26 protein-coding genes are annotated in these 26,462 nt (G+C 61.9%); 3 read left to right on the forward strand and 23 right to left on the reverse strand.

The window, feature by feature from the left end; translation table 11 throughout:
• Positions 1–6: 6 nt before the first annotated feature.
• Together ACTUWL_RS06840 and ppsR (ACTUWL_RS06845) are read right to left on the reverse strand one after the other, a co-directional pair.
• Positions 7–2,187 (reverse strand): GAF domain-containing protein, encoded by a 2,181-nt coding sequence (locus ACTUWL_RS06840; RefSeq protein WP_021076697.1) that lies wholly within the window; start codon positions 2,185–2,187, stop codon positions 7–9.
• A gap of 1 nt (position 2,188) precedes the next feature.
• On the reverse strand, positions 2,189–3,562 hold the full coding sequence (gene ppsR, locus ACTUWL_RS06845; RefSeq protein WP_021076698.1) for a transcriptional regulator PpsR: 1,374 nt from the start codon (positions 3,560–3,562) through the stop codon (positions 2,189–2,191).
• 384 nt (positions 3,563–3,946) lie between these two features.
• On the opposite strand from ppsR (ACTUWL_RS06845), the gene ACTUWL_RS06850 reads away from it, so the two are divergent.
• Positions 3,947–4,381: a c-type cytochrome gene (locus ACTUWL_RS06850; RefSeq protein WP_021076699.1), complete on the forward strand. Its 435-nt coding sequence runs from the start codon at positions 3,947–3,949 to the stop codon at positions 4,379–4,381.
• A 25-nt stretch (positions 4,382–4,406) separates the two neighbouring features.
• Here the strand turns inward: ACTUWL_RS06850 and ACTUWL_RS06855 are convergent, their stop codons facing one another.
• The 17 genes from ACTUWL_RS06855 to ACTUWL_RS06935 form a co-directional block, all read right to left on the reverse strand.
• Positions 4,407–4,673, reverse strand: coding sequence for a hypothetical protein (locus ACTUWL_RS06855; RefSeq protein ID WP_021076700.1), 267 nt, complete (start codon positions 4,671–4,673; stop codon positions 4,407–4,409).
• A 41-nt stretch (positions 4,674–4,714) separates the two neighbouring features.
• The gene (locus tag ACTUWL_RS06860) at positions 4,715–5,203 is read right to left on the reverse strand and encodes a TspO/MBR family protein (protein ID WP_021076701.1); all 489 of its coding nucleotides are present in this window, start codon (positions 5,201–5,203) and stop codon (positions 4,715–4,717) included.
• Complete coding sequence (locus ACTUWL_RS06865; RefSeq protein ID WP_021076702.1) at positions 5,203–6,399, reverse strand: geranylgeranyl diphosphate reductase; 1,197 nt, start codon at positions 6,397–6,399, stop codon at positions 5,203–5,205. The genes ACTUWL_RS06860 and ACTUWL_RS06865 overlap by 1 nt, the downstream gene beginning before the upstream one ends.
• A complete protein-coding gene (locus tag ACTUWL_RS06870; RefSeq protein WP_021076703.1) occupies positions 6,396–7,751 on the reverse strand; it encodes a BCD family MFS transporter in 1,356 nt (451 codons plus the stop codon). Before ACTUWL_RS06870 ends, ACTUWL_RS06865 begins: the two co-directional genes overlap by 4 nt.
• Before the next feature lie 2 nt (positions 7,752–7,753).
• On the reverse strand, positions 7,754–8,647 hold the full coding sequence (gene chlG, locus ACTUWL_RS06875; RefSeq protein WP_021076704.1) for a chlorophyll synthase ChlG: 894 nt from the start codon (positions 8,645–8,647) through the stop codon (positions 7,754–7,756).
• Positions 8,640–10,025 (reverse strand): transcriptional regulator PpsR, encoded by a 1,386-nt coding sequence (ppsR, locus tag ACTUWL_RS06880; RefSeq protein ID WP_021076705.1) that lies wholly within the window; start codon positions 10,023–10,025, stop codon positions 8,640–8,642. Before ppsR (ACTUWL_RS06880) ends, chlG begins: the two co-directional genes overlap by 8 nt.
• 255 nt (positions 10,026–10,280) lie before the next feature.
• The gene (pufM, locus tag ACTUWL_RS06885; RefSeq protein ID WP_021076706.1) at positions 10,281–11,204 is read right to left on the reverse strand and encodes a photosynthetic reaction center subunit M; all 924 of its coding nucleotides are present in this window, start codon (positions 11,202–11,204) and stop codon (positions 10,281–10,283) included.
• 28 nt (positions 11,205–11,232) lie between these two features.
• Positions 11,233–12,069 carry a photosynthetic reaction center subunit L gene (pufL, locus tag ACTUWL_RS06890; protein ID WP_021076707.1) on the reverse strand — a complete coding sequence of 279 codons (837 nt, stop codon included), beginning with the start codon at positions 12,067–12,069 and terminating at the stop codon, positions 11,233–11,235.
• A 118-nt stretch (positions 12,070–12,187) separates the two neighbouring features.
• Positions 12,188–12,379, reverse strand: a complete 192-nt coding sequence (pufA, locus tag ACTUWL_RS06895; protein ID WP_015684467.1) for a light-harvesting antenna LH1, alpha subunit — start codon at positions 12,377–12,379, stop codon at positions 12,188–12,190.
• 12 nt (positions 12,380–12,391) lie between these two features.
• A complete protein-coding gene (gene pufB, locus ACTUWL_RS06900; RefSeq protein ID WP_021076708.1) occupies positions 12,392–12,610 on the reverse strand; it encodes a light-harvesting antenna LH1, beta subunit in 219 nt (72 codons plus the stop codon).
• Positions 12,611–12,729: 119 nt separating this feature from the next.
• Positions 12,730–13,044 carry a hypothetical protein gene (locus ACTUWL_RS06905; RefSeq protein ID WP_021076709.1) on the reverse strand — a complete coding sequence of 105 codons (315 nt, stop codon included), beginning with the start codon at positions 13,042–13,044 and terminating at the stop codon, positions 12,730–12,732.
• Complete coding sequence (gene bchZ / locus ACTUWL_RS06910; protein ID WP_021076710.1) at positions 13,041–14,492, reverse strand: chlorophyllide a reductase subunit Z; 1,452 nt, start codon at positions 14,490–14,492, stop codon at positions 13,041–13,043. The genes ACTUWL_RS06905 and bchZ overlap by 4 nt, the downstream gene beginning before the upstream one ends.
• Positions 14,492–16,099, reverse strand: coding sequence for a chlorophyllide a reductase subunit Y (bchY, locus tag ACTUWL_RS06915; RefSeq protein WP_021076711.1), 1,608 nt, complete (start codon positions 16,097–16,099; stop codon positions 14,492–14,494). The genes bchZ and bchY overlap by 1 nt, the downstream gene beginning before the upstream one ends.
• Before the next feature lie 25 nt (positions 16,100–16,124).
• Positions 16,125–17,120, reverse strand: a complete 996-nt coding sequence (locus tag ACTUWL_RS06920) for a chlorophyllide a reductase iron protein subunit X (RefSeq protein WP_021076712.1) — start codon at positions 17,118–17,120, stop codon at positions 16,125–16,127.
• Positions 17,117–18,058 carry a chlorophyll synthesis pathway protein BchC gene (gene bchC / locus ACTUWL_RS06925; protein ID WP_021076713.1) on the reverse strand — a complete coding sequence of 314 codons (942 nt, stop codon included), beginning with the start codon at positions 18,056–18,058 and terminating at the stop codon, positions 17,117–17,119. The genes ACTUWL_RS06920 and bchC overlap by 4 nt, the downstream gene beginning before the upstream one ends.
• A 70-nt stretch (positions 18,059–18,128) precedes the next feature.
• Positions 18,129–19,271: a methyltransferase gene (locus ACTUWL_RS06930; RefSeq protein WP_035649988.1), complete on the reverse strand. Its 1,143-nt coding sequence runs from the start codon at positions 19,269–19,271 to the stop codon at positions 18,129–18,131.
• Between the two features lie 89 nt (positions 19,272–19,360).
• Entirely contained in the window at positions 19,361–20,227 is an 867-nt protein-coding gene (locus ACTUWL_RS06935) for a polyprenyl synthetase family protein (protein WP_021076715.1), read from the reverse strand.
• Between the two features lie 103 nt (positions 20,228–20,330).
• On the opposite strand from ACTUWL_RS06935, the gene crtD reads away from it, so the two are divergent.
• Positions 20,331–21,866, forward strand: coding sequence for a 1-hydroxycarotenoid 3,4-desaturase CrtD (gene crtD, locus ACTUWL_RS06940; protein WP_021076716.1), 1,536 nt, complete (start codon positions 20,331–20,333; stop codon positions 21,864–21,866).
• Between the two features lie 155 nt (positions 21,867–22,021).
• Positions 22,022–22,726 carry a carotenoid 1,2-hydratase gene (locus tag ACTUWL_RS06945; RefSeq protein WP_021076717.1) on the forward strand — a complete coding sequence of 235 codons (705 nt, stop codon included), beginning with the start codon at positions 22,022–22,024 and terminating at the stop codon, positions 22,724–22,726.
• A 13-nt stretch (positions 22,727–22,739) separates the two neighbouring features.
• On the opposite strand, the gene ACTUWL_RS06950 is transcribed toward ACTUWL_RS06945, so the two are convergent.
• From ACTUWL_RS06950 to ACTUWL_RS06965, 4 genes are all read right to left on the reverse strand, one after another.
• Positions 22,740–22,886, reverse strand: coding sequence for a hypothetical protein (locus tag ACTUWL_RS06950; protein WP_021076718.1), 147 nt, complete (start codon positions 22,884–22,886; stop codon positions 22,740–22,742).
• A gap of 63 nt (positions 22,887–22,949) precedes the next feature.
• Positions 22,950–23,852 carry an oxygen-dependent coproporphyrinogen oxidase gene (gene hemF / locus ACTUWL_RS06955; protein WP_021076719.1) on the reverse strand — a complete coding sequence of 301 codons (903 nt, stop codon included), beginning with the start codon at positions 23,850–23,852 and terminating at the stop codon, positions 22,950–22,952.
• Between the two features lie 10 nt (positions 23,853–23,862).
• On the reverse strand, positions 23,863–24,918 hold the full coding sequence (locus tag ACTUWL_RS06960; protein WP_021076720.1) for a phytoene/squalene synthase family protein: 1,056 nt from the start codon (positions 24,916–24,918) through the stop codon (positions 23,863–23,865).
• Positions 24,915–26,462 carry a phytoene desaturase gene (locus tag ACTUWL_RS06965; RefSeq protein WP_021076721.1) on the reverse strand — a complete coding sequence of 516 codons (1,548 nt, stop codon included), beginning with the start codon at positions 26,460–26,462 and terminating at the stop codon, positions 24,915–24,917. Before ACTUWL_RS06965 ends, ACTUWL_RS06960 begins: the two co-directional genes overlap by 4 nt.

Raw genomic sequence — 26,462 nt, forward strand, 5'->3', positions numbered from 1 at the left:
GTAGTTTCAGGCGTTAGGCTTGCCGCCGCCTGAGGTCCGTGACGCATGCCAGATCAGATGTTCAAGCACTTCGGCAGTGCGCAGCGTCGAATTGCGGACGCTCTCGAGCATCTCGGCGATCCGGCCGGTTTCCACACCATAGGTGATTTCCAGCGCGGCGAGCTGGGCGTTCTCGATCACCGACGACAGTAGGTTCTGGTAGACGAGATCGGTCTTCGAATCGAGACGGACGCTGCTGATACGATTGCTTTGAACGATCCCTTCCTGGAAACGGCTGCGCGCAATCTCGGCGGCCTTTCGATCGGTGATATCGGAGAAGATCAGCACGAAGCCGAGCACCCGGTCCCGCGACGGATGCACTGGATCGGCCCTGATCAGCAACGGCTTTTCCCGGTTACTTTCGCTGCGCAACAGCAACTCGCCGCGCCATGGGCGATGGTGACGGATGAGCTCCGCAACATCGCGAAGGAAACGGTCCGGTTGTTGAAATGCCCCGGCCAATTCATCCAGCCGGCCGAACGCGGAATGATCCTTCGGCAGCAACGTCTTGAACGCCTCGTTCACTAGCAGGATCTTGCCGTCGATATCGGCGATGATCACCGGCTGCTCGGACACGCGCACCTGACGACTGAACTGTTCGAGCTGGTCTTGGGCGATGAGGGTGCGCACCGCGCGGAATTGCAGCACAATGTCCGCCACCGACTGACCAATCAGGCGCGCGGCGGCGAGATCGGCTGGCGTCCAAGGGTCGGACGTTCCTTCTACCTGCTGATGCCACTGCGCAAACGACCGGCGCGGCGACAAATCCGTGGGGCTGTTGCCGATCACGAACGGCTTCAACGGATCGCCGCCCCAGGTCACCGTGCGAATGCGCTCCGGCCGGAACCAGATCAGGTATTCGCCCGGATTGCTGGAGATCGGCGTCACTGCGACCCCGCTCGCAACCTTTGTAATCCCCGCGAATTGCGGAAGATCCAGGCCGAGCGATGCCGTCGCCACCACGGTTCGATCACGATGCGTGTCCAGCCACGCGCCGATCTCCCTAATCTCTTGTGTCCCCGGAACCTCCCCGGTCGAAATAATCTGGCCCTCATAGATCAGAGCGCCTCCACTCGCCCCGAGCGGCTGCAGGATCGATTGCGAGCTGTCGAAGATCGCGCCTCGCCAGTCACCTTCGCGCGACATCGCCTCGATCATTCGCTGCTCGAGCCGTTGCACGAAGAGCTCGGACTGACTCTGCGCAAAGCTCTCGAGCGCCGCGATGCGTGTCGCGATCGCCTCGGCAAGCAGTTCGCAAACCGCCCGCAATTCGAAATGTATGAAGCGCGGCTCGTAATGGTGACAGGCGACGAGGCCCCATAGCTTTCCGCCGACCACGAGCGAGATCACCAGGGTGGCGCCAACACCCATGTTCTTCAGGTACTGAAGGTGAATCGGCGACATGCTGCGCAGGAAGCAGAGCGACATGTCCAGATCCCGCCCGGTGATCGGCGAAAACCGGGGCTGCAGCGGGACGGGCTGATAGTTCACATCCACCAGCACGCGGACTCTTGTGCGCTCATAGAGGCGCCTCGCCATCTGCGGAATATCGGTCGCAGGGTAGCGGTTGCCCAGATACGCCTCGAGCTCCGGCTTGCGGCGTTCCGAAAATACTTCGCCGTGGCCCTCGTCATCGAAACGATAGACCATGACCCGGTCATAGCCAGTACGATCCTGGAACAAGGTCGCAGCCTCCTCGCACAGCGCGCGAATCGAGGAGGCCGTGCGGATCTTCTCGAGCGCCTTGGCGATATACCTGGTCAAATCGACCGAAGGTCCGGCCCGCTCCAGCTCAATGACCAACCCTCCTTCGGGCGGTCGATGCAAAAGCCCGTCATAATCGGCGCCGGGGCTTCCGATCCTGCAGCGCACTGCGATCGGCATTCCCTGCGCGGTTGGGTCGAGGTGCGGAAGAATTCGGACCAGCAGGTCGCCGTCGAGATCGGCGAGCGCCATTCCGTCGACTTGCTTCAGATTGAGAAATTCAGCGGCATTGGCGCTGGCTTGAATGACACGGTGATCGGGCTCGCTGACGACCAATAGGGCGCCATGGGGCTGTATCGAGCCCGCGAGATGGATCTCTTCCCGTTCGCAGTTGGAAAGGTCGGCTTTTCCGAATGCTGGTGTAGCGAGCGAATGCAGCGCCAACTCAGTCCTCTGGGGTTTCCTCGGCGTCCGGCTCCTTGTCGTCCAGGCCGTAGCGATTGAGCTTTGCATAAAGGCTCTGGCGGCTCAATCCAAGAAGTTCTGCTGTCGCGGTGCGGTTGCCACCTGCGATCTCGAGCGCCTGCTTCACATAGTGCTGTTCGACGACGCCAACCGTATTCTTGACGAGCTGGCGCAGCGACGATTTCCCGATCTGCTCGCTCATCGAACCCAGTGCGGTGCGCAGAAAATCACTCTCACTGCCTGACGGAAGGCGACGGGCCACATTGCGAAGCAGCACGCCGATGTGACCGAGCCCGCCCTCCCCGGTCCCAGCCGAGATTTCGACCTCGGTCTCGGTACCGAGCTCGCCGCGAATCGACGTCGTGAACAGCCGCACGGTCTTGTGCCGCTGGATGTTCGAAAGGAGTGCATTTAGGTCGGCGCCCGGTTGCCAGAGCCACCGGCCAAGCGATTCCCCGATTGCGGAAGCCTTCGAGCCGAGCTGCACAAGATCAAGGAAGGCCTGATTGGCATGGCGAATGATGCCCGCGTCGTCGAGCGCCACGAACCCGTCCGGCAAATGCTCGACCAACTCCTCTACGGTCGAAGGCTCACTCTTGTCTTTCGGAGCCGATAGTTCGGTCGCGGCGGTAAATTGCAGCAGAAACACGTGGCCGGGCTCCGCCGTCATCAGCGACCCCCGCAGCATCCAGGGCTTCGCTTCAGGGCCAAGATGCACAAGGATGCTCAACGCCTTGCCGCGTTCGCGGATGCGCGCCAGCACTTCGCGAACGGCGTCGCGGTCTTCAGCGGCGATGTCATGCAGCAGTTCGCGTCCCGCGATGTCCTCGTTGCGGCGACGCGGCGAATTCAGCGCTTCAATCGCAGTACGGTTGGCTTCCAGGATCCGCAGATTGGCGGCCGATACGATCAGGACGGCCTCGTTTGATGCGTCGAAGACCAGACGGTAGCGCGTCTCGATTTCGCGCAGCTTCCAATAGTCGCGCTCCATCGTCTGCTGGGCCGCGATCAGGCGCGACTGAAGCTCGGCGACCGCTTGCAGGTTTTTGCCGATCGCCAGCATCCCGGCTCGGCCACCCAGCAGCACCGTGGTGTATTCCATCGGAATTTCGAGACCGCTCGGAAAGCGCTGGTTGATTTGGCGGAACGCCGAAATGCCGGTGACGCGCGCGTCATCGACCATGCGCTTGACCTTCTCGCCCCCCATTTCACCGGCAACTTCGACCCAAGGGCGGCCGAGCCATCCGTCGACGCTCTCGCCGCTCATCGACGGAGATAGCGTCGCTTCGCGGATCACACCCTCCATGTCCAGCAGGAGCGTGATGTCGGGCTGTACGGTCGGTAATACGGCCATTCTGCTATCTGCCGATCTTTCTCTGCGGAAGCGGGAAGCTGTCGAAACGACGGCAGTGAAGACCAGTGCACACGGCATGCCAATATTGCCTGACACCCGCCAGCTGAAACTGGCACACATACCCGGTAGCAATGCGCAGAATCTCGCATAAAGTCAAGAAACACCTTTGTTTTGAGGCTTTTAGTTGTCACATTTGTCTGACACCGGTAGTGGGCACCCCTGGCGACAAGATCGCCGATAAACATCCGAATAACGCCAACCAACACGAATTCGTTTGATGCAGTCCAAAAGAATGTCAGGAACCGACAACATCAGTTGATATTTAAAACTGTCAATATATCCTAACACTCAAACCGAGACCAAATCGAAGTCAGGGAGAGCAACGTGCCGGTGAAATCTGCAGTTTTTGCTTGTGCCGCAGCAGCCATTGTCTTCCCGAGCAGCGCGGCCCTGGCTCAGGACGCTGCCAAGGGTGAGCAGATATTCAAGCAATGCATGACCTGTCACCGCATCGGTCCTGACGCCAAGAACCTGGTTGGACCAGTCTTGACCGGCGTCATCGGCCGGCAATCGGGAACGGCGCCAGGTTTCGCCTATTCGGCGTTGAACAAAGCCGCAGGCGAGAACGGATTGGTTTGGTCCGACGACCTGATCTTCCAGTATCTGCCCGATCCGAACGCATTCCTGAAGAAATTCCTGACCGACAAGGGTAAGGCGGATCTGGCAACCGGCTCGACCAAGATGGCGTTCAAGCTCACCGACGAGCAGCAGCGCAAGGACGTGATCGCCTACATCAATAAGTTCTCCGAAAAGAAATAGCCGAATGGCGCAGGGCCGGCGCGGGCTAGTTGCGCCACCGCTGGGTGACGTCGGTCAGATGCGCCAGGCCGGCGGCCGTCAGGAAAAGACTTGCCAACATCCAGCCGCTGCCAGCGAGGGTTGCGCGCAGCGCGAAAAGAAGGAATACGCCGGCGCACAGATTGGGTAGCAGGTCGCGCGGCGCGATGCCTCGTCGAGCACGCGACCAATAGACCAACAAGGCCGCGGCCTCGAGAATGACCACGACAAGAATGAAGTCGACGAGGCGCCCACTCGCAAACAACTCAGCCATGCCGGAAGATCACATGGACACCCGATGCTTGCAACCTATCGTCAGGCAAAGGGCCCGTTCAAACGAACGACCGTGAGGTTGAGAAATGCGGCGAATGATACCCACAACAGATAAGGCACCAGGTAAAGGCTCGCGGGCCTTGCGAAGCGCCAGAAGACGATGGTCGGCAACAGGATCGAAAGCCACAGGAACACCACCTCGATCAGCGCCCAATCCGGACGTTTCAACGCGAAAAACAATGTGCTCCACAACACGTTGAGAAATCCATTCAGGGCGAACAGCGCGATCACCCATTCCCGTTGCGCGCGACTGGCGGCATTGCGCCAGGCATGGACCGCCGACGCCGTCGCCAGCGCAAAGATCAGGGTCCATGCAGGACCGAACAGCCAATCCGGCGGCTGCCAAGACGGCTTGATGAGGCTCTGATACCAGATTCCGGTATCTGTCAGCGTGCCGCCAAGCACGGCAATGAAGATCGCAACGGAAGCCGCGACCAGCACGGGCTTCCAGGAACCGCCGCGCGTGGCCATTATGCCGATGCCAGTCCTGCCATGTGGGCAAGGTTCTTGAAGAAGATGCGTACATGGGCGACAGGCTTGGCACGAACCAGTTCCTTGTTCATGTAAGCATCCCAGGTCAGCTTCTGGACGTCGCGGTCGCGGCAGATGCTGACGAAGCGTTCGCGACGGCGATCGTTGGAATACCAGTACCGCTGCATCACGCCGAGAATCCAAAATACAACACCGTGCAGCCGCATGAAGCGCCTTCGGGCGTTGCGCAGTGCCTTGGCGTCCCCGGTCTCCAGAAACTCGTCGACGGCTTCCGCCGACAGGCGTCCGCCGATCATCGCGTAGTAGATGCCCTCGCCCGACGCGGGAGCAACGACACCTGCTGCATCGCCAGCAAGCAGCACGCTGTGCCCATCGTCCCACCGCGGCAGCGGGCGCAGCGGGATCGGGGCGCCTTCGCGACGAATCGTCTCGGACGTTCCAAGCCCCGCGGCATCCCGCAGGCCGCCAACGGACTCCCGCAATGAAAATCCCTTGCGGGCGGAACCTGTGCCGACGCTGACGGTGTCACCATGCGGGAAAACCCAGCCATAGAAGTCAGGAGACACACTGCCGCGGTAATAGACGTCACAGCGCGTACCGTCGAAGCTGGAAGCCACCGGCGGTGCGCGCACGATCTCATGATAGGCAAATACGTAAGGCAGCCGATCCGAACCTGGAAAACACTGGCGCGCCACGGCCGACAAGGCGCCATCGGCGCCGATCAGCGCACGTGTCCGAACGGTCTTCGCCACCATGGTCCCGTCGGCGGCGCGTTCTTCGTAATGGACAATGGTCGTGTCGGTCTCGTCCCGTTCGAAACGCTTGAACGTGGCCGTCCGCCGCTTCGCGCCAGCCTCCGCGGCGCGGGTCCGCAACCATTCATCGAATACATCGCGGTCGACCATACCGACAAACCCGCCATCGATGGGCATATCGACTTGCTGGTCAGATGGCGACACCATTCGGGCGGAGTTGACGTGCGCGACCAGCAGGTGATCAGGGATATCGAAGTCGCGGATCAGTCGCGGAGGGATCGCGCCGCCGCACGGCTTGATCCGCCCGGCACGGTCGAGCAACAACACGCTCCGCCCGAGCTTTGCAAGATCATGCGCCGCCGTCGCGCCGGACGGTCCTCCGCCGATCACGACGGCATCAAAAATATCCGAACTGGTCATGACCGCGCTCCTTCTGTTACAGTGGCGATCGGCAAATTGAATACTTGCTGCTGTGTCGCGTCTTTTGTCGGCGCGCGATGAACCCAAACGGCCATCACGGCGGCAATGACAAACAATCCCGCCTCGGATGCGAACACCGCGAAATAAGACAACGCCGCCGACGTCAGGACATAGCGGGCGATGTCGCTGGCCAGCGTTCCCAGGAATCCGCCGATTCCGAATGCGAAAGCCTGGGACGCTCCCCACAGACCCATGCGCACGCCTTCCCGCTTCTCGTCGCCCGCGCTGATCAGCACCATCATCGAGCCGATCGCCGCCACCGCGTAGGCCCCGTTGGTGACGCCGAGCATGAACACGGTCTCACGCAACGGCCACGACGGCCCGACGATCGCCGCCGCCGCCAAACATAATAGCGCGATCGCCGAGGCGAGACATCCACCGACGGTCCATAGCTGGAGGTTTACCCGAGACCGGGGATAGACTGCGCCAATCAGCGGCACCAAAGCCATGCCGATCAGCGTTCCCGCATGCTGGACGCCCGAAAGCTTCGTCGTTTCGCCGGGCGTGAAGGCGAAGACCGCGCCGGCAAACGGCTCGAGGATCAGATCCTGCGCGCTATAGGCGAGCATCGAGACGAAAACAAAGATCGCGAACCGCCGCGATTTTGGCTCGTGCCATACTTCCATGAAGGCATCGCGAAACGACGGCTGGCGCGTCGACGATCTCGAAACCAGTTGGGCGCGAGCGACGGAACCTCCTTCGACACCCCATACGCCGATTATCGTGAGCACCATCGCCGCCACAGATACCGATCCCGAAACAATGATCAGTCGCATAGGTGAGAAAGGATCGAGCCAATGGCCCGCAACAACCGTCGTCACGATAAAGCCTGCAATCATCATCACCCAGACGATGGTCGCCGCTGCCGCGCGGCGGTTGTCGTCGGTGCGCTTCGCGAGCAGGACCAGCAGCGACGTACCGGCAGCGCCGACGCCTGCACCGATCAGGCAGAAGGCGACCACCGCGAGCGCAATACCAAATAGGGGCTGCGTCGTCATCCAGGCCGTCGCGATCGAAGCCATCAAGCCGCCGGTTGCGAGCACCGCCATGCCGCCGACGATCCACGGTGTCCGACGGGCCCCGAGATCCGAACCATGGCCCCAGGCCGGCCGGAAGACCTGAAGAACATAATGAATAGCGACGAGAGCGCCCGGCAGAATGGCTGGCATCGCCAGTTCGATCACCATGACTCGGTTCAGCGTCGATGTCGTCAACACGACGATCGCACCGAGGCCGGTCTGAATCAGGCCAAGTCTGACGATGCCGAACCATGAGAGCATTGAACCATTCATGGTCAACTCGCCTGCATCGCAGCCAGCGCAAAGGCGCTGACGAGCATACCGACGACATAGCAACTGATCCCGGTCCCGTTGTACCAGGGCGCGCGCTCGCGCGGCCCCTTCAGGAAGTGGACCATCAGCAACAACTGCACCAGCACCAGCGCACCAACTGCCGCCGCATGAATTGGCTGCTGCCACGCCAGCAACATCGCCACGACCGCGACTTGCGGCACCACCATCACCAGACAGGCGAAGCGCGCGGCATTGTCGACGCCGAGCAGCACGGGCAGCGAATCGATCCCCATCCGCTCGTCGCCTTCGACCGACTTGAAGTCATTGAGAGTCATAATTCCGTGGGCGCCGATGCTGTAGAGCAACGCGATCAGGACGATGCGCCAGTCGGGCGCGGATGCGCTCATCACCGCCGCCCCGGTAAACCAGGGCAGCCCCTCGTAACAAAGCCCGCACGCCGCGTTGCCCCACCAGCCGTTCTGCTTGAGGCGGATCGGCGGTGCGCTGTAGGCCCAAGCCAGTACGAGACCAACGACCGCGGCGACAAAGCCCCAGTTGCCCAGCAGCGGCGCAATCAGCAACGACAGGACCGTCCATACGATCGCGATGTAAAGGCCCCATCGACCAGGGATGCGCCCGGATGGAATCGGCCGGTCGGGCTCGTTGATGGCATCGACATGCCGGTCATACCAGTCGTTTACCGCTTGGCTGGTGCCGCAGACCATCGGTCCTGCCAGCAGTACACCCACGATGATCGTCGGCCACCGCTGGCCCGGCGAAACGCCCGAGGACACGATCCCGCACCCCAGCGCCCACATCGGCGGAAACCAAGTGATAGGCTTCAACAGTTCGAGGACAACCGACGGCGCAGGACGACTGACAACGACACTAGTCATCTTCGCCCTCCCCTTCACCCACTTGCTCGGCAAGCCCAAAGCGCCGGAGCTTCACGTACAGGCTCTGGCGGCTGAGGCCGAGCATTTCCGCGGCCGATGCCCGGTTATCGCGGGTCAACTCGAGCGCGGCCTCGATCGATAGCTTTTCGATGACGTCAGTCGCTTCGCGCACGAGATCGCGCAGCGGAACCCGCCCTATCCGTTCGGTGAGTTGGGCGACGGAGCGCGGGAGCTCGCGGGCGGAGGACGGCGATGCCGAAAGACGTTTTTCGACATTGCGGATTACGAAGCCGAAACCCTGCTTGCGATCGTCATGGATCAGAGATGCCGCCGAGACCTCGACATCCGTCGTCGCACCGTGTTCGCCGCGCAGCGAGGTCGAGAACAGCTTGATCGAGCCGGTCTGGCGAAGATTGGCGAACGCGACCGCAAAGTCGACACCGGCACGACCGAGCCAGCGGTCCAGCGATTCGCCGCGCGCCTGCTCGGCGCTGCCGAGCTGCGCCATCTCTGTAAAGGCCGGGTTGACCATGGCGATGCGGCCATCATGCCCGGTGATGACCAACGCATCGGGCGCGGCGTCGAAATACTCCAGCAAGCTCGATGTCGCCTTCAGCGCCCCGGCTTGCGGCGGCGCCTCTTGCGACAACAGGCGGACCAGAAACAAGGTCGCATTCTCCTGCCGGAACTGGGATACGGCGACAAAGCACTCCTGGTCCACCTTCGCAAGCCGGGCACGGATGTTGCCGTCGCGACCGGTCGCTCGAACATTGGATAGCAGTGTTTGAACCGGTTCGGCATCCGCCGAATCGAAATGTGAGCTAAGGTTAGATTTCAGAACCCGCGGCGCGCTCTCCTCAAGCAGCGCCAGCGCAGCCGTATTGATCTCAAGGATGGCATTGTTGGAGGCGTCAACGATCATGACCGCCTCCGACGAGACCTGGAACAGTAAGCGATAGCGCGTTTCGGCGTGGCGCAGTCGGATGTAGTCGCGCTCCATAGATTGCTGGGCGTTGACGAGCCGTTGTTGAATGGCTGCAAGCGGCCGTAGGTCGCGACCAACCACGACGAAACGATCGTCGCGTCCGATGTTGACGGCCGAATAGAGCACCGGAATATCCACGCCGCCGGGCGACGGATGATTGACCTGACGCCACATCGAAAACTTTTTGTTTACTGCGTCCTGGAGTAATTCCTTGGCTTTTGCGGCGGTTTCGGACGTCACGATTTCGGCGAGCCTCGAACCTAACCAGCGGCCGTGGGCGTCGAGTTCGAGCGAGAGATCTTCCTTGTTGAAGGCGACATCTCGAATGACCCCCTCGCCGTCTATGATCACAGCGACGTCGCTGGCGGCCGCGATCAGGTTCGCGGCCGGCAATGCGCCGAGATTCCCCAGCGACTCCTTCGGAGATTTGAACGCCTGAACCAGGGCAAATATCCTCCAACAACCCGTGATCTCTCACCTAGCGTTCCTCGAACCAGTTTCTTTGTTGGCGGCCGCTTGTCGTACGAAGCTGAATCGGACCGTACGCCGGCGCTTCATCTCGGACAACCGCGACGGGAAGACGATGAAACATGGCGCGCGCCGTGGCGTCCTGTTGCAATCCGGCGCGCGTCTAGAAACCCATATGCATTATCGCGGGACGGCCAGCCCGTGCTTGACGCCCCAGTCGAACCAATTGTCGACAACCGTGCCGGAGAGAAGAATACCGATGCCACCGCAAAGCGGACAGAGCACAGCGAACCACCAGGCCCAGCGATGGATCGATTCCGCTGTCGCGTTAAAGCCCATGGTCCAGCGCCAGAACAAAGCTGCCCGCTCAAGCGCCGTGCCGCGGTCGACGATCTGCTCGATCTCGCGCTCACCGCCGTAGCGGCTAACCGCCAGGATCGTCGCACCGTGCATCGCGAACAGCAGGGCCGAACCATACAAAAACGCGATCGAGAGCATGTGGAACGGATTGTAGAAGAGGTTGCCGTGCGTAATCGAGAAGTTATTGGTCCAGTCGAGATGCGGGAATATCCCGAACGGGACGGCCTCGCTGAAATGTCCCATCAGCAACGGACGGATGAAGCCGAGCACGAGATAGAGCCAGATCGCAGAAGCGAAAGCCCAGGCGACATGAGTGCCCATGCCGAGCGCACGTGCCCGACGGTAGGTGCGCGCCCACCACAACAGGATCGAGGTAGTGAGGAAAAAGCCGGCCATCAGCCACCATCCTCCTTCCTGCAATGGCGGAAAACTGATGCCGTATTCGGGCTTTGGCGGCTCCAGCGACAGCCAGGGGAGTTGCCTGACGAACTCGATCGGGCTCCAGTTCACCGATGCCAGCATATTCAGGCCGATGATCTCGATTGCGACGATGCCACAGGCGATGGACGCCAGCCCGAGAAATCCGAGATAGAAAGGTCCGACCTGGGCGTCGCCCACCTTTCCTAGCCAGTAGTTGAAGCGGCCCTCACTGGTGCGAACCCATATTCCCGGCTGGATCGGAATCCCGGGGTAGATGGTGCTGCGCACCTGGACCTGCGTGAAGAAGTTTTGATATTGGGCCATGGCTCAGGACTCTCTCTGATGACCGGAATTAGTTTGAGGACCAAATTGGAAGATTGCGCCACCAGTTCCACCACTCAGACCAGGCATTGCCTTCCGACCACAACGGCCCGCTGATTACGATGCAGACCGCGCTAAAGAACACCGCAGATAGCGCGATGAAAAGCCCAACACGATGTATGCCGAGGGTACCGACCGAATAGCCGATCAGATCCCGGAACATCGTGTTCTCGTGCTCGGGCGTCTTGACCGGTTCACCCCTGTTCGGATTGGTCGACGACAGAATAAGACCGCCGTGCAGCGCCAGCGCCAGACACGTCGTGAAGAAGAACGTGATGGCGATCATGTGTGCGGGGTTGTAGTGGAAATTTCCGTATTGGTATCCGGTGTTCGACACCCAATCGAGATGGGTGATGATGCCGTAGGGAAAACCATAGCTCCATGACCCCATCAGCACCGGCCGGATCACAACGAGCGTAAAATAGGCGAAGATGGCGAAGGCAAAAGCGAACGGTACATGATAGCCGATGCCTAGCTTTCGGCAGATCTCGACCTCGCGAAGCGCCCATGACACGAAGGCGCCGAGCGCACAGATCGTGACGATCTGCCAGATCCCGCCTTCCTGCAGAGGCGCGAAGGACAAGCCGTATTTGACGTCCGGTGGATTGACGCTGATCTGCCAGAGATTCCAGGTGGGACCAAGCGCAGTATTCCAGAGGATCATCGCTATGCCGACGAATGCGAAAAACACCGTCGTCACCCCGAAGAACCCGACGTAGAACGGGCCGACCCAGAAATCGAACAGGTCGCCGCCGATGAGCGTTCCGCCGCGAACGCGGTACTTTCTTTCAAAGCTGAGCATTGCCATCGTTCGTTTCTCCGGCTGCGAAAACCAGCGTCACCGTCATCTCCGGGTGGCTACCGGAAGCGGACAAGAAGGGCCGCTCGATCCTCTCGTCCGTTCCGGTACGCATTTCGTCATGCCATCAGGACGGCATGCTTGGTGGTGTGTACGGCAGAGTGATCTCTGACGTCTTCGCCTTGCGAGGCCCGTCCAACCAGTTGAACCGGTCGGTCGAGAGCAGAATGAAGTGGATCACGATCGCCAGTCCAAACAGGAACGTGAAGAGCGCGACCAAGGCACGGCGCGGATCGAATAGAAGCCAAATTCGCCACATGATTGCCTCCCTCTATGTCAGGTACGAAAGGGCGACGCTGGCAACGTGCTGGATGCTGTCCAGCGCCGTTGTCTTGTAGCCGCCCGGGCCGGGCAACCAGGGACGCCACATCCAGGCGAGGATATGGGCAACCACCGCGACAGCCGTGAAGAGCAGGAAGCTCGTCATGAATATCGAATGGAATTCCTTGGCTTCAGCTTCGGATAGCCCCGATAGGGAACCGTCCTTCATTTGTTATCCTCCTAGTGATGGCCTTGCGGCCGTTCGCCGCCCAAGCGTGGGCGACAGCGAATGCCGGATCCATCGATACGGCAATTATCCGCCCGGCAACGAGCTGGACGGAATTCCGGTTACAGACCCATGAACGATGACGTTACGATCGTCCCGGCTGCAGTGCGGGCCTCCGCGAAGATCGACTCGCGGTTCCCGGAATGGGCGAAGAGTGCTCGTTTGCGCCAAGGTGTCAGCCGGAAGAGCGCAGCCCGCAACAAAAAGGCCATGTAACAGGCGCCGAACACCACCTGGGATTCGATGATTTTGTCCTCGCCGTGTACTTTCGATCGATCGCCATAAGCATAATCGGACATCGACATCACCTCCCGCTTATCGTCATTGAATTGCAGACACGGAATCACCGGAAATAGGCCGGCCTCGATCATTCTCATGCTTGCGCTCCACTCATCAGCGCCGCGCGGGCCCTGGTCACGAAATCCGTGGTGACGCGCGCCTCGCCAGCCTGGCGCGCGCTGCTCTCGGCGGCATCGCGCAGGCGCTTCGCCGCCGAGATGCGCACCAGCACCGGATGGGCGTCCAGCACCTCGTCGAGCAGCGCCTTGGCTTCGTCGCTCCAGAGAATTTCCTCGTGCAGCCGAGCCGGCGTCGGGTCGACGCGATCGAGTTCGGTCGCCAGGGGCAGGATATTGAACAACGCGTCAAACAGCGCGTTGCAGACTTCCTGAACGAGGTAAGTTGCGCCCGAATAACCCATGAACGGCGTACCGGTGTGGCGGCGGATCACCGCGCCCGGGAAGGACGCCGGCACATAGATCGCCCGACCGCCAGCTTCGGCCAGGTACATTCGTTCGTTGTAGCTACCGAACAGGATCAGCGGCGGCTTCTCGCGCACCGCAGATCGCACCGCATCGTTATCCGGCTTGACGCCTGCCTTGCGCGCGAAAGAGAAGGTGCACGGCAAGCCCATTTCCTTTTCCAGGAAGTTCCTGACGCCCCGCGCATAAGTCTCGTTGGCAACGATTGCGAAGCTGGCCGTTCCGAAGAAGTCCTGCGTTACCGACCGCCACAGATCCCACAGCGGCTTGATCGTGGTGTGCTTCTCGCGTGCGATGAACGGCTCGGGATCGAGACCCAGAAGTTCGCCGAGCTTGCGCAGGAATCTGGTAGTGGAGTGCAGGCCGATCGGCGCCTGCAGATAGGGACGCTCCAGCGCTTCGCACAGCATGCGGCCGAACTCCCGGTACATGCAAACGTTGACGTCGGCATTCACAAGCTTCGGAATGTCGGCGAGGTGACTTCCGAGTGGGAACACCATATTGATGTCCGCGCCGATGCCCTTTATCAGCCGGCGGATCTCGGCAAGATCGGACGGCATGTTGAAGGTGCCGTAGATCGGCCCGATGATATTGACGCGAGGTTTGACGCCTTCGGCGCGGGGTTTGCGCTCTGGTATCTTCTTGATGCCATATTCCTTCCAAAGCCAGACGATGGCGCGGTCGGCGCTCTGCCACTGATCCTCGTCGATGGTGCGCGGCAGGAAGCGCTTGATATTGGTTCCTTCCGGCGTCACGCCGCCGCCGATCATTTCGGCGATCGATCCGGTCACAACGACGGCCGGCATATAGGGATCGAGCACGCGGTGTGCGCGCTTCATCGCGCCTTCGGTGCCGGTCTGGCCGAGCTCTTCCTCGCCGAGGCCTGTCACCACGATCGGCAACTCGTGCGGCGGCAACGCATCGGTATAGTGCAGCACCGAAGTGACCGGCAGGTTCTCGCAACCGACCGGACCATCGATGATAACCTGCATGCCCTTCACCGCGGTGAAGGCGTAGACCGCGCCCCAATAGCCGCCCGCGCGATCGTGATCGAGTACGAGCATCAGATCATCTCCTCGGCTTTGCGCTTCTTGGCCAGGGCTTCGATCTGCTTCCTATATTTTTCACGGAAGACCACGTTTTCATTCGGCGTATCTTCCCAGATGCCCGCGGTGTGGCCTTCGCCGACATCTCCGAAGAATTCCTTCATCTCGTCGAATCGGCTCTGATTGGCGAGCGCGGCGTTGACGACCTGCGCCAACGATCCGGCGCCGGCGACCCCAAACAGCGGACGGGCCGAAATCAGATTTGTGAAGTACAGCGCAGGAATTGCGAGCTGCTTGGCTTTCTGAACGACCGGCGTGGTGCCGATGGCCAGATCGGGCTTGAACTCGCCGACGGCGGCCAGGTCCATTTCCAGCGACGCGCGGTACTGGACGCGGGTGCCCCTGGTTTCGAGCCATTCGCGGTCGCTGTCCGACCATTGCGTCCTTGGACAGGCGGTTCCGACATAGGGTACTCGGGCGCCGCTCTCGATGAGGAGCCGCGCGACCAGAAGTTCGGAGCCCTCGTAACCGGAGACCGTAATGCGCGCATCAATCGGCTTCGCCGCCAGAGCGGCCTTGATCATCGGCAGGAAGCGCTTCTTGGCGGCGTCGATCTTTTCGCCTGCAACATTGCAAGCCGCACCGATTGATTCGAGCCAGGCTTCGGTACCGTCATGCCCAACCGGCGCGGAACCTACTATTTTGCGGCCGGCCAATTCGAACTGGCGGAAGCTCGCCGTGTAGAACGGATGGATCGCGGCAACGACTGAGCCGTCGAGCGCGGCATAGAGTTCGCGCCACTCTCTCGTCGGCACCACTGGACCTGCCGCAAGACCAAGCGGCTCCAGCATCATGCCGATACCGACGGGGTCAGCGGGGAACATCTCGCCGACCAAAGTGACTGTCGGTCGTTCGCTCTTGCCGCCGCGCGGCGCCTGCACGGGCCCCTGCTCGACCTCTTTGCGGGCATATTCGAGCATCGCGGCTGCCAGCACGTCCTTGGCTTCGGCATGGGTCGGCACACCAAAGCCGGGCACGTCGATGCCGATGATACGCACACCGTTGATTTCATCCGGCAGCAGATCGAGGGGAACGCCGGACGCGGTCGGCACGCAGAGATTGGTAATAATGATGGCGTCGTACAGCGCGGGGTCAGCGAGCTCAAATACGGCTTCGCGAATGTCCTCGAACAACTTTCCGGTAACCAGCGTTTCCGAATTGAAGGGCACGTAGCCGACCGTTCGCCGCGCACCATAGAAGTGCGAAGTAAAGGTCAGCCCATAGACGCAGCAGGCCGAGCCCGACAGGATCGTCGCGGTTCGCCGCATCCGGAGGCCGACCCGGAGCGAACCGAACGCAGGGCACATGCTCTGCGGCTGGTCGTGCGGACCTTTGGGGTAATCTGCAGCATAGCGATCAAGAATTTCGCTTTTTCCCGCAGCGCTGGCGGCAGCCTCGAGTTCAGCAGCCCCGGCATGACAACCCATGCCATCGCTCTTTGTCTCCGCGGCGATAACTGGGGTCGGCGCGACGGCAGCATCCGTCGCAGCCGCGTCGAAGTCGAGGGGCTCGTTGACGACGGACTCGGCGATTGCGCCGGTGTATCGCGGCAGAATGACGTTCATGTTGCGCTCCGCATCATGCTCTCGCTCACGCCGCGTCGTAGACGACTTCGAGGGACGGCTTGTCGACGACCGGCTTGCCGCACATGTCTTCCATGGTCGCTGGCTCGAGCACGACGCCACGGCCGACCACTTCCCCTTTGAACAGGCCGAGCAAACCGTCCTGCGTCAGCGGCGCCGGGCGAACCGGCGGTGCAAGGCCGACATTTGTCGCGAGTTCTTCGAACAGCGAGCTCCACTGCCCGCCAGGCAAACCGATGATCTCGTAATTCGCGCTCTTCTTGCGGATGTCATCGTCGGCCGGGATTGCCGCAAGGACAGGAATGCCGACCGTCGCGGCAAACGCGGCCGCCTCGCCCGTGCCGTCGTCCTTGTTGATAACCATGCCGGCGACGCCGACGTTGCCCCCGAGCTTGCGGAAATACTCCACCGCCGAGCAGACGTTGTTGGCGACGTAGAGCGATTGCAGATCGTTCGAGCCCACGACGATCACCTTCTGGCACATGTCGCGCGCGATCGGCAGGCCGAAGCCACCGCAGACCACGTCGCCCAGGAAGTCGAGCAGCACGTAGTCGAACCCCCACTCGTGGAATCCGAGCTTCTCCAGCAACTCGAAGCCGTGGATGATACCGCGGCCGCCGCAGCCGCGACCGACCTCGGGGCCGCCGAGCTCCATCGCAAACACGCCGTCGCGCTTGAAGCAGACGTCACCGATCTTCACTTCCTCCCCGGCGAGCTTCTTCTTCGATGACGTCTCGATGATGGTCGGACAGGCGCGGCCGCCAAATAGCAGCGACGTGGTGTCGCTCTTCGGGTCGCAGCCGATCAGCAGCACTTTCTTGCCTTGCTGCGCCATCATGTAAGACAGGTTGGCCAGCGTAAAACTCTTACCGATGCCACCCTTGCCATAGATCGCAATGATCTGGGTTTCCTTGGTCGCCGGCGTCGTCACCGGCGCATCGGGCTCGATCGACGCTTCCACCCGCAGAGCATCTTTCATATTTATGTTCGGCACGACATTCATGAGAGCGAACTCCAGTTCAGGACCATTTTCAGGCACGCAGGATCCTCGAACGCGGTCCGATAGGCATTCGACGCATCCAGGGCGTCGTGGTGGTGCGTGATCAGGCCGTCGAACGAGAGCCGCCCGGATTCGATCAGCCTTTTGATCGCGACGAGATCCGACGGCTGCCACTCCGCGGCAACGCGAAGGCGCGCCTCGCGCATGAACGCTGGCGGAAATGCGAAAGACAATCGCTCACTGTAAAACCCGGCCAGCACGATCTCGCCGCCGGGCGCGATACGTCCGATTAGAGAATCGAGCAGACCCGCATCGCCGCTGACATCGTAGATGCTCCTGTAGTCACGCCGCGTATCATGCTCGGGATCGATCACCCCGTAGTCGACGGCACCGCCGACGCGCGCTGGGTTCTTCTCCCACACGGTCGGAGGCTCGTTACGAACCGCGATGGAGATGCGCGCAAGCAGTCGCCCCAGCACGCCATGACCAACGATGCAGTCCGGAGCCTGGGCACCCTGGGCCGCAATGGCGTGGTAGGCCGTCGCCGCGAGCGCCAGCAGGATTCCGCGTTCGCCGAGATTTTGATCGAGCGGTACCACGCGCTTCGCTGTCGCCACCAGGCGCGAAGCGGAAGCACCGAACAGTCCGCGCACCTCGCCAAAGCACTTTGCACCGGGAACGAAGACGCGTTGCCCTGGATGCAAGCCGGTAGCAGTTCCCGCCTCGACCACGCGACCGACCGACTCGTACCCGGGCACGAGCGGATATCCCATGCCTGGAAATGGAGGCATCCGGCCCGACCACAGCAACCGCTCCGTGCCGGTGCTGACGCCGCTCCAGTCGACATCGACGACGACGTCGTCGGCGGTTGGAGGAGTCAAAGCAAGCCGATTGAGCTCGATCTGCTCCGGCTGCCTGAGAACGACCGCGATGGTCTCCATCGCTCACTCCGATCTTCCACGGATGCGGAGGGACTCCGCAAATGTCATGCTAAACTTACATTTTAGAGTGTCAAGTTTGATTAACGCCAATCTTGCTCTTTCGTGCAGTGATCACGCTGGCCAGCATCGGCATCCCGACCGGCCGTAGCGCAACATCGATAAAGCCGGCCTCGGTGAGCATGTCGCGCAGCCGCGCGAAGGTCCGGGGGCGGCCGCTGCCCATCGCCAACAGATAGAAGGCGAAATAGGCATCCCCGATCGGCTCGGCGCCGCGGACGCTAGAGATGGGCTCGGCAATCAGCAGTGTGCCATCAGGCGACAAGGCCTGGTGAACCGCGCGCAACAGGACCATGATGCTGGCATCGTCATGATCGTGGATCACGCGCACCAGCGAGACGACATCGGCGCCCTCGGGGAGAGGGTTCGCAAGGAAATTCCCCCCGATCGCGACCGCGCGTGATGACAGACCCGCGGTGCGAAAGCGTTCGCTGGCCTGGTCGACTACCGCGGGCAGATCGAACAGCACGAATCGCAGCTTTGGTGCCTGCACCGCGACGGCGGCGATGAAGGAGCCGTCGCCGCCACCGATGTCGAGCAGACAGCGATGTCCGCGGAACGAATAAGCCGACAAAACCTGCTGCGAGATCATCGGCTGCGACGCCGCCATCAACGCGGTGTAAGGCGTGATCGCGTCGCGTGACAAATTGGCGGCGTTGGGATTGGCGGCATAGGGCCAGTAGGCGACTAGTTGCCCGGCGCCGACGTCACCGCGCAGCAGCGCGATCGGATCCCTCAGGTCTTCGTACAGCATCGCATGATGCTCTATCATGGCGACGACACCGGGATTGCCCCTCAGGGCTGCACCGAGCGACCCGAGACCATAGCAGCCGCCAGTACGACGCTGCAGCAATTGCAGCGAGACCGCCGCATCGAGCAGAATCAACGTTGCGTCGGTCGGCAACGGCACACGCGACGCCAGCTCTGCCGGACTGAGCGGGCCATTCGCCAGCTGGTCGAACAGCTTCAAACGGACACACGCGAACAGAACCTGCGAATAAACAAAGCCGGCGCAGAGATCGAACAGCGCGCCTGCACGCCGCCGCGCGATCGGCCGCGTCAGCGCAAAACTCCAAGCAAAACGCTGAAATCTTGGATCGGCGAGTATCGAATCGCGCCAGCCCAGCACGCGATCATGCAAGGACAACCGCGAGATGCAGCGCACTGCCTGGATGGCATCCGCACCGCGTGGCGCGTCGGATGTCCCATCCCCGGCCTCACGATGCGTGATCGCGGCCATGGTGGCTATGCAGCGAACTGGGCAAGCTTGGCCGGCACCAGGCGCTGGGCTTCCGAGAGCATGAGCGAACGCAATTCGGCGCCATTGGGACAGGGCGGGATCGCATCAATCGCGCCGCGCACCAGGTCATGCAAGCGGTAGAGCGCGCCATCGAGGCCGAGTTCGATCACCGCGCTCGGACGCCCGAGCGCTAGGTCGCGGCCGACGGGCTTGCCAATCTCATCTTCGTCTGAGGCCGCATCGCGAATATCGTCGGCGACCTGATAGGCCTCGCCGAGCTTCTCACCGACCATCCGCCACGGCTCGCAATCGGCGCCGGCTGACGCGGCGCCTGCAACGGTCGCTGCGGCGAACAGCGCGCCGGTCTTGGCGCGGTGATAATGCGCCAGATCGATCTCGTCTTCACATTCCCACGCCTGGCCCGCGACGATCCCCAATGGGACGCCGACGGATCGAGCCACCGTCAAGGTCAGCGCCGCCAGCCGCTCCGGCGTGCATTGAAGACGCGCCAGCGTCTGGAATGCGAGCACGATCAATGCATCTCCGGTGAGAACAGCGAGCGGCTCGCCGAACGCTTTGTGCACGGAGGGACGTCCTCGCCGCGTCTCCGCCGCGTCGAAGCAGGGCAGGTCGTCGTGCACGAGCGAGGCGCAATGTAACAGTTCGAGCGCCGCGCCGGCAGCGTTGGTGGCGGCGGGATGATCCTCGCCGCAGGCTGCGGCAACGCTATGGCAGAGCCTTGGCCGTACGCGCGCACCACGGGGAAACACCGCATAACGCATGGCCGCCGCCAGCCGGGGCGGACAGCCGGGAAGCTCGGCCTGGCCAATCGCTTCGTTGAGTGCCCGTTCGATCCGGCTGGTTACGTCCATGGCAAGCTCCCGTGTTTGTCACAAGAAATGTCAATCTTAGTTGTCGATAGTAGTGTAAATCAATATAGACACATGTCAATGACGAGCCGGAGCCGGTGCAACCATGCCCAGAGATCGTGTTGTCGTTGTTGGAAGCGGCGTCGCGGGACTGGTCTCAGCCTTCGCGCTCGCAGCACGCGGCCTCGACGTCACCGTTCTCGAACGTGCCGCCTCGCCGGGTGGCAAGATGCGCCAGATCGCGATCGGTTCGGCAAGGATTGACAGCGGCCCGACCGTCTTCACGATGCGCTGGGTATTCGACGAACTGTTCGCGGCAGCAGGCCGGAATTTCGCAGACCACGTCCGCCTGCGCCCGCTGGATATCCTGGCGAGACATGCCTGGGACGAGCACGCTCGTTTCGATTTGTTTGCCGATCAGGAACGCACTGTCGACGCGATCGGGGATTTTGCGGGCGCGCGTGAAGCCGAGGGATATCGCGCCTTCTGCCGGGATACCCAGCGCATCTACAACATTCTCGAAAAGCCCTTCCTGCGTGCACCCCAGCCGAGCATGGGCGGACTGATCGGCGCTGACGGCCTTCACGGGCTGATACGGCTGCCTCAGATCAAGCCGTTCTCGTCGATGTGGGCGGCACTGGGACGATATTTCGCCGATCCGAGGCTGCAACAATTGTTCGGACGCTACGCGACCTATTGCGGCTCGTCGCCGTATCTGGCGCCTGCCACGCTGATGCTGGTTGCGCATGTCGAGCACGAGGGCGTCTGGTCCATCGACGGCGGTATGCACGCGCTTGCGAAAACGCTGGCGGATTGCGCAAGCTCCTTTGGCGCCGTGATCCGGTGCGGTGAAGACGTCAGCGAAGTTCTGGTCTCCGGCGGCTACGCCACTGGCGTAAGGCTCGCAAGCGGTGAGCGCATTGCGGCGGACGCCGTGATCGTGAATGCAGATGTCGGCGCCATCGCCGACGGAATGTTCGGCACGCCTGCCCGCCGCGCCGCAACGGCGATCCCGCCCCGTGCACGCTCGTTGTCAGCCGTGACATGGAGCCTCGTTGCAGAACCGGATGGATTCCCGTTGCACCGGCACAATGTCTTTTTCTCGAGCGAATATGCAGCTGAGTTCGACGATATTTTCGTGCACGACCGGCTGCCGCGCGAGCCGACGGTCTATGTCTGCGCCCAGGATCGCGACGAACACATCGCACCGGGCGGTTCCGAGAAATTCCTGATCCTCGTCAACGCGCCAGCGAATGGCGACCGACATGTCTACGATGCAATGGAGTTGGAAAAATGCGCTCAGCAGACATTCGGCATTCTGGAACAACGCGGCCTACGAATCCAGCCGCAGGCGGATGCAATACAAGTGACGACGCCAGCGGATTTCAACCGGATGTTTCCGGCTACGGGCGGCGCGTTGTACGGGCGCAGCTCGCACGGATGGATAGCCTCCTTCCAGCGTCCTGGAGCGCGAACCAGGATTCCGGGCCTATACCTGGCGGGGGGCAGCACGCATCCGGGTCCGGGCGTTCCGATGGCGGCGCTGTCGGGCCGATCTGCAGCAGCCAGCCTGATCGCGGACCTGACTTCTCGCGGGTCGTTCCGCCGAACGGCTATGCGTGGTGGTATATCGACGCGCTAAGCGACGACGGGCATAACGGCATCACGATCATTGCTTTTATCGGCAATGTTTTTTCTCCCTACTACGCATTCGCACGCCGCAAGCGGCCTGCCGATCCGATCAACCATTGCGCCATCAATGTTGCGATCTATCGCAGCGGCGGCAACCGCTGGGCGATGACGGAGCGGCCGCGCGAGGCGGTCAGCCGCACGATCGACACATTCGCGGTGGGACCAAGCAATCTGTCCTGGAACGGAAGCTCGCTAACCATCAACGTCGACGAAATCTCTGTTCCGATCCCCGGACGTCTGCGCGGCACCATCCGATTGGTCCCCATGGCGGTCACGCCGCAGGTCTTCCTGCTGAATCCGGCAGGTCGTCATCAATGGTGGCCGATCGCACCGTTCGCACGCGTCCAGGTAAGACTCGATCATCCCCACCTGAGCTGGCAGGGTGACGGCTATTTGGACATGAACCACGGCGATGAACCGCTCGAACAGGGCTTCTCAGATTGGCAATGGGCACGCGGAGCGATGCAGGACGGCACGGCGATCCTCTACGAAGCGGAGCGCCGCGACGGGAGCCGGGTCGACCTGGCGATGACGTTTGATCGCAACGGAAGAATGCAGGCGTTTGAGCCACCACCAACAGTGAAGCTTAGGCGCACAGGCTGGCGCGTCGCCCGCAGCGTGCGCAGCGACGGCGCCGCCAAGATCGTCAAGACGCTGGAAGATGCGCCTTTCTACGCCCGCTCGGTGCTCTCGGCGAAGCTCCTGGGCAAGCCCGTGACTTTGATCCACGAAAGCCTCTCCCTCGATCGCTTCAAGATGCCCCTCGTGCAGGCCATGCTGCCATTCCGCATGCCTCGGGCATTGCGGTAAACGAGGCATCGCGTCAGGGCGATTTTGTTCCGTCGGTTTGTTTCGCGCGTTCGGCTTCCTTCTTTCTGTCGAGCCGCCGGCAAACCAGCTCAAGAACGCCCCATGCCGCCGCGAACATGAGCACCACGAAGAACTCGACGAAACCGAGATAGCTGTCCATGATGTCGCCTCGCACAACTCTCCGCAGCTCTCGCTTCAGCGCAGATTTGGTTTCAGCAGAAGGCTACGTCCAGCTCACCAATGGCGGCATCGAGCTCAAAATGGTTTCGATATTGCCCCCGGTCTGAAGTCCGAACATGGTGCCGCGGTCGTAGAGCAGATTGAACTCGACATAGAGACCACGGCAGGCAAGCTGCTGCGCGCGCTCGGCGTCGGTCCAGGGCTCCAGCATCCGCCGGCGCACAATCCGTGGATAGACATCCAGCAAAGCAAGCCCGACGTCGCGCGTGAAGGCAAAATCCTTGGCGAAGTCGCCGGTGTTAAGATGGTCGTAGAAGATGCCGCCGACGCCGCGCGACTGCTCGCGATGGGGCAGGAAGAAGTAGGTATCCGCCCACGGCTTGAACTTGCCGTAGTAGGCTGGATCATGGGCGTCGCAGGCCTGTTTCATCGCCGCGTGAAACGCAACGGCGTCCGGCGCGTGCTGGGTTCGCTGCTCCGGCAGCATCGGCGTGAGATCCGCGCCGCCGCCGAACCAGCCCTTTGCCGTCGAAAGGAACCGGGTGTTCATATGCACTGTCGGCACCCGCGGGCTGCGCGGGTGCATGATCAGGCTGATGCTGGTGGAGACATAGTCGAGCTGAACGCCGTCGCCCGGCAGTGTTTTGGCCATCTCGGGCGTCAGCCTCCCGTTGGCCGATGACGTATGGATACCGATCTTCTCGAACAGTCTGCCGCCGCTGAGGAAGCCGCCGGTGCCACCGCCACTGCCGGACGCTCGCGTCCACGGCTTGTAGGTGAAGGTGACCGGCTCCCCGGAAAACAGCGCGGCGGGCGCCTCGCGCTCCAGCAGCTCGACCTCGGCGCAAATCCTGTCGCGCAGCGATTCGAACCATACTTTCGCTTCGGCGCGCTGCTGTTCGGCGAGACCGTTTCTGCCGTCGCGGATGGGCTCGGTCCCGTACATCCCATTTGCTCTATCGGTAGGAGGCCATGCGCTGCAACTGATCGCGGCGTTCGAGCCGCTCGAACAGGTCGATAACCCAGACCACGCGGTCTTCGATCGGCCGCCGCGGCTTGACGTTTTCGCGCAGCGGCGTTGCCGCGACGGCCTCGACCAGGAAACGAGTCTCTTCGACAGCCGCGGCTTGGGCGACAAGATTTTGCGCAGGCTCCCATTCCGCTTGCGGCAAAAGCAGCGTTCGCCCCAGCACCGCAATCTTGCGATTGGTGGAGACGATCGCACGCCTCGACACCGAATCCAGACCGCTCCGCTCCAGTTCGCGGCCAATCTCCGCATAAAGCGCGCGGGCCGCATAGATTCCCGGGCGGCAGCCAATCGGCAGATTGGCGATCCCGTGCGTCGCGCGGGAATAGAAAATATCGGCAGCATCGAGCAGCCGCTGTACGATGGCCGCGATCTCCGGCGTGAAGGACGGAGTCTGCAGCCATGTGTTCGGATCGATTCCCGCCTCGCGCAGCCACGATTGCGGCAGATAGAGCCGGCCGGCGCGGGCATCTTCGCCGACATCGCGGGCAATGTTGGTAAACTGCATCGCGACGCCGAGATCGCAGGCGCGCGCGACGATCTCGGGGGCGCGCCGCCCCATGATCAGTGTCATCATCGCGCCGACGGCACCCGCGACGCGTGCGGCATAGGCCGTCAGATCCTGCAACGTCTCATAGCGGCGGACCTCTGCATCCCATGCGAGACCTTCGAGCAAGGCTTCCGGCAGTTCGCGGGGAATACAGAACTTTGCGACAATTTCGGCGAACAGGCGATCTGCGGCACGGTCCATCGGCAGGCGTTGATACGCCCGGTCGAGCCGGTCCCGTAACCGCGCCACCGCGGATGCGCGATCATCTCCGAGATCGACCGCATCATCCGCCAAACGACAGAATGCGTAGAGCGCGATGGCGGGTTCGGCGACCCGGCGCGGCAGCACCTTCGATGCGGCATTGAAAGTCCGAGAGCCGCCCTTGAGCAGAGCGCGGCAGGCAGCCATGTCGATGGGATCGAGCCGTGTCGTCATGCGGTCACCAGGCTTGCAAGGTGTGAGGCATCGGGCACCAGGGAATCCAGAACCCGTGCCGAGGAGAGCACACCAGGCAGGCCCGCTCCAGGATGCGTGCCGGCACCGACCAGGTACAGATTTTGGATATCTTCGCTCTTGTTGTGCGGGCGAAACCACGCGCTTTGAGTCAAGATCGGCTCCAGCCCAAAGGCGGCGCCGCGAAACGAGGAGAGCCGGTCCTGGAAATCCTGCGGCGTCAGCAGGCGCGAGCTGACGATCTCGTCCTCCAGACCCGGCAATACAGTTCTGGCGAGTTCGCCTGCAATCGCCAGGCGATAATCTTCGGCCATCACGCTCCAGTCGGTTCCGCCTTGCAGATGCGGGACAGGTGAAAGCACGTAGAACGCGTCGCAGCCGTCTGGTGCGAGGGACGTGTCCGTCGCAGTCGGGCGATGCAAGTACAGGCTGAAATCATCGGCCAGAACCTTGCGATCAAAAATGTCGGTGAGCAAGCGCTTGTAACGCGGCCCCAGCAGGATCGTGTGGTGCGGCACTCCATCGTATCTGCGGCGTGTGCCGAAGTACCAGACGAACAAGCTCATAGAGTAACGTGCACGTTCGATGCGCCTATCGGTCCAGCGCGATCGCGCCGACGCAGGTACGAGATGCCGATAAGTCCATGCGGAATCGGCGTTTGACACCACGATATCGGCAGCGACGGTCTCGCCCGATTCCAGCCAAACGCCCCGCGCAACACCGTCGTTCACGACGATTTCGCGGACCCCCTGGTTGCAGCAGAGTCTGCCACCCTGGCCCTCGATCAGCCTGACCAGCCCATCAACCAGCCGCCCGGTGCCGCCAAGCGCAAAATGCACGCCCCAGCACCGCTCCAGAAATGCGATCAAGCAATAGATCGAACTCGCAGTGAGGGGATTTCCGCCGATCAACAACGGATGAAAGCTGAACACGACGCGCAGGCGCGGATCGCTGAAGAATTTCGAAACCAGCGAGTAGACACTGCGATAGCTCGACAACCGCAGCATCTCAGGCGCGATCTTCGCCATGTCGGTCCATTTGCTGAACGGCACGTCGCCGAGCCTCTCGAAGCCGACCTTGAAGATCTCTTCGCTGGCCTTCATGTATGCGTCGTAGCCGTCAACGTCGCCAGGCGAAAATCGAGCGATCGCGCCGCGCATCGCCCCGGCATCGCCGGAATAGTCGAAGTGCGATCCGTCGTGAAACCGGATCCGATAAAACGGCGAGACCGGCACCAGAGTCACGTCGTCGGACATCTTTAGTCCGCACAGCTTCCACAATTCCTCGAACAGAAACGGTGCGGTGACGATGGTAGGCCCTGCGTCAAAGGTGAAGCCGTCCTGCCGGTACACGTAGGCACGGCCGCCGGGGGCATCGAGCTTTTCGAGGACGGTGACGCGATAGCCTTTTGCGCCGAGCCGGATTGCGGCTGCCAATCCGCCAAAACCGCTGCCGATCACCACCGCGTGCGGTTGGCGCTGCGACGGCGCCGATGGCGTCGATTGGACTGAGATTGAATCCAGCAT

Source organism: Bradyrhizobium sp. WCU1 (genome assembly GCF_053474805.1).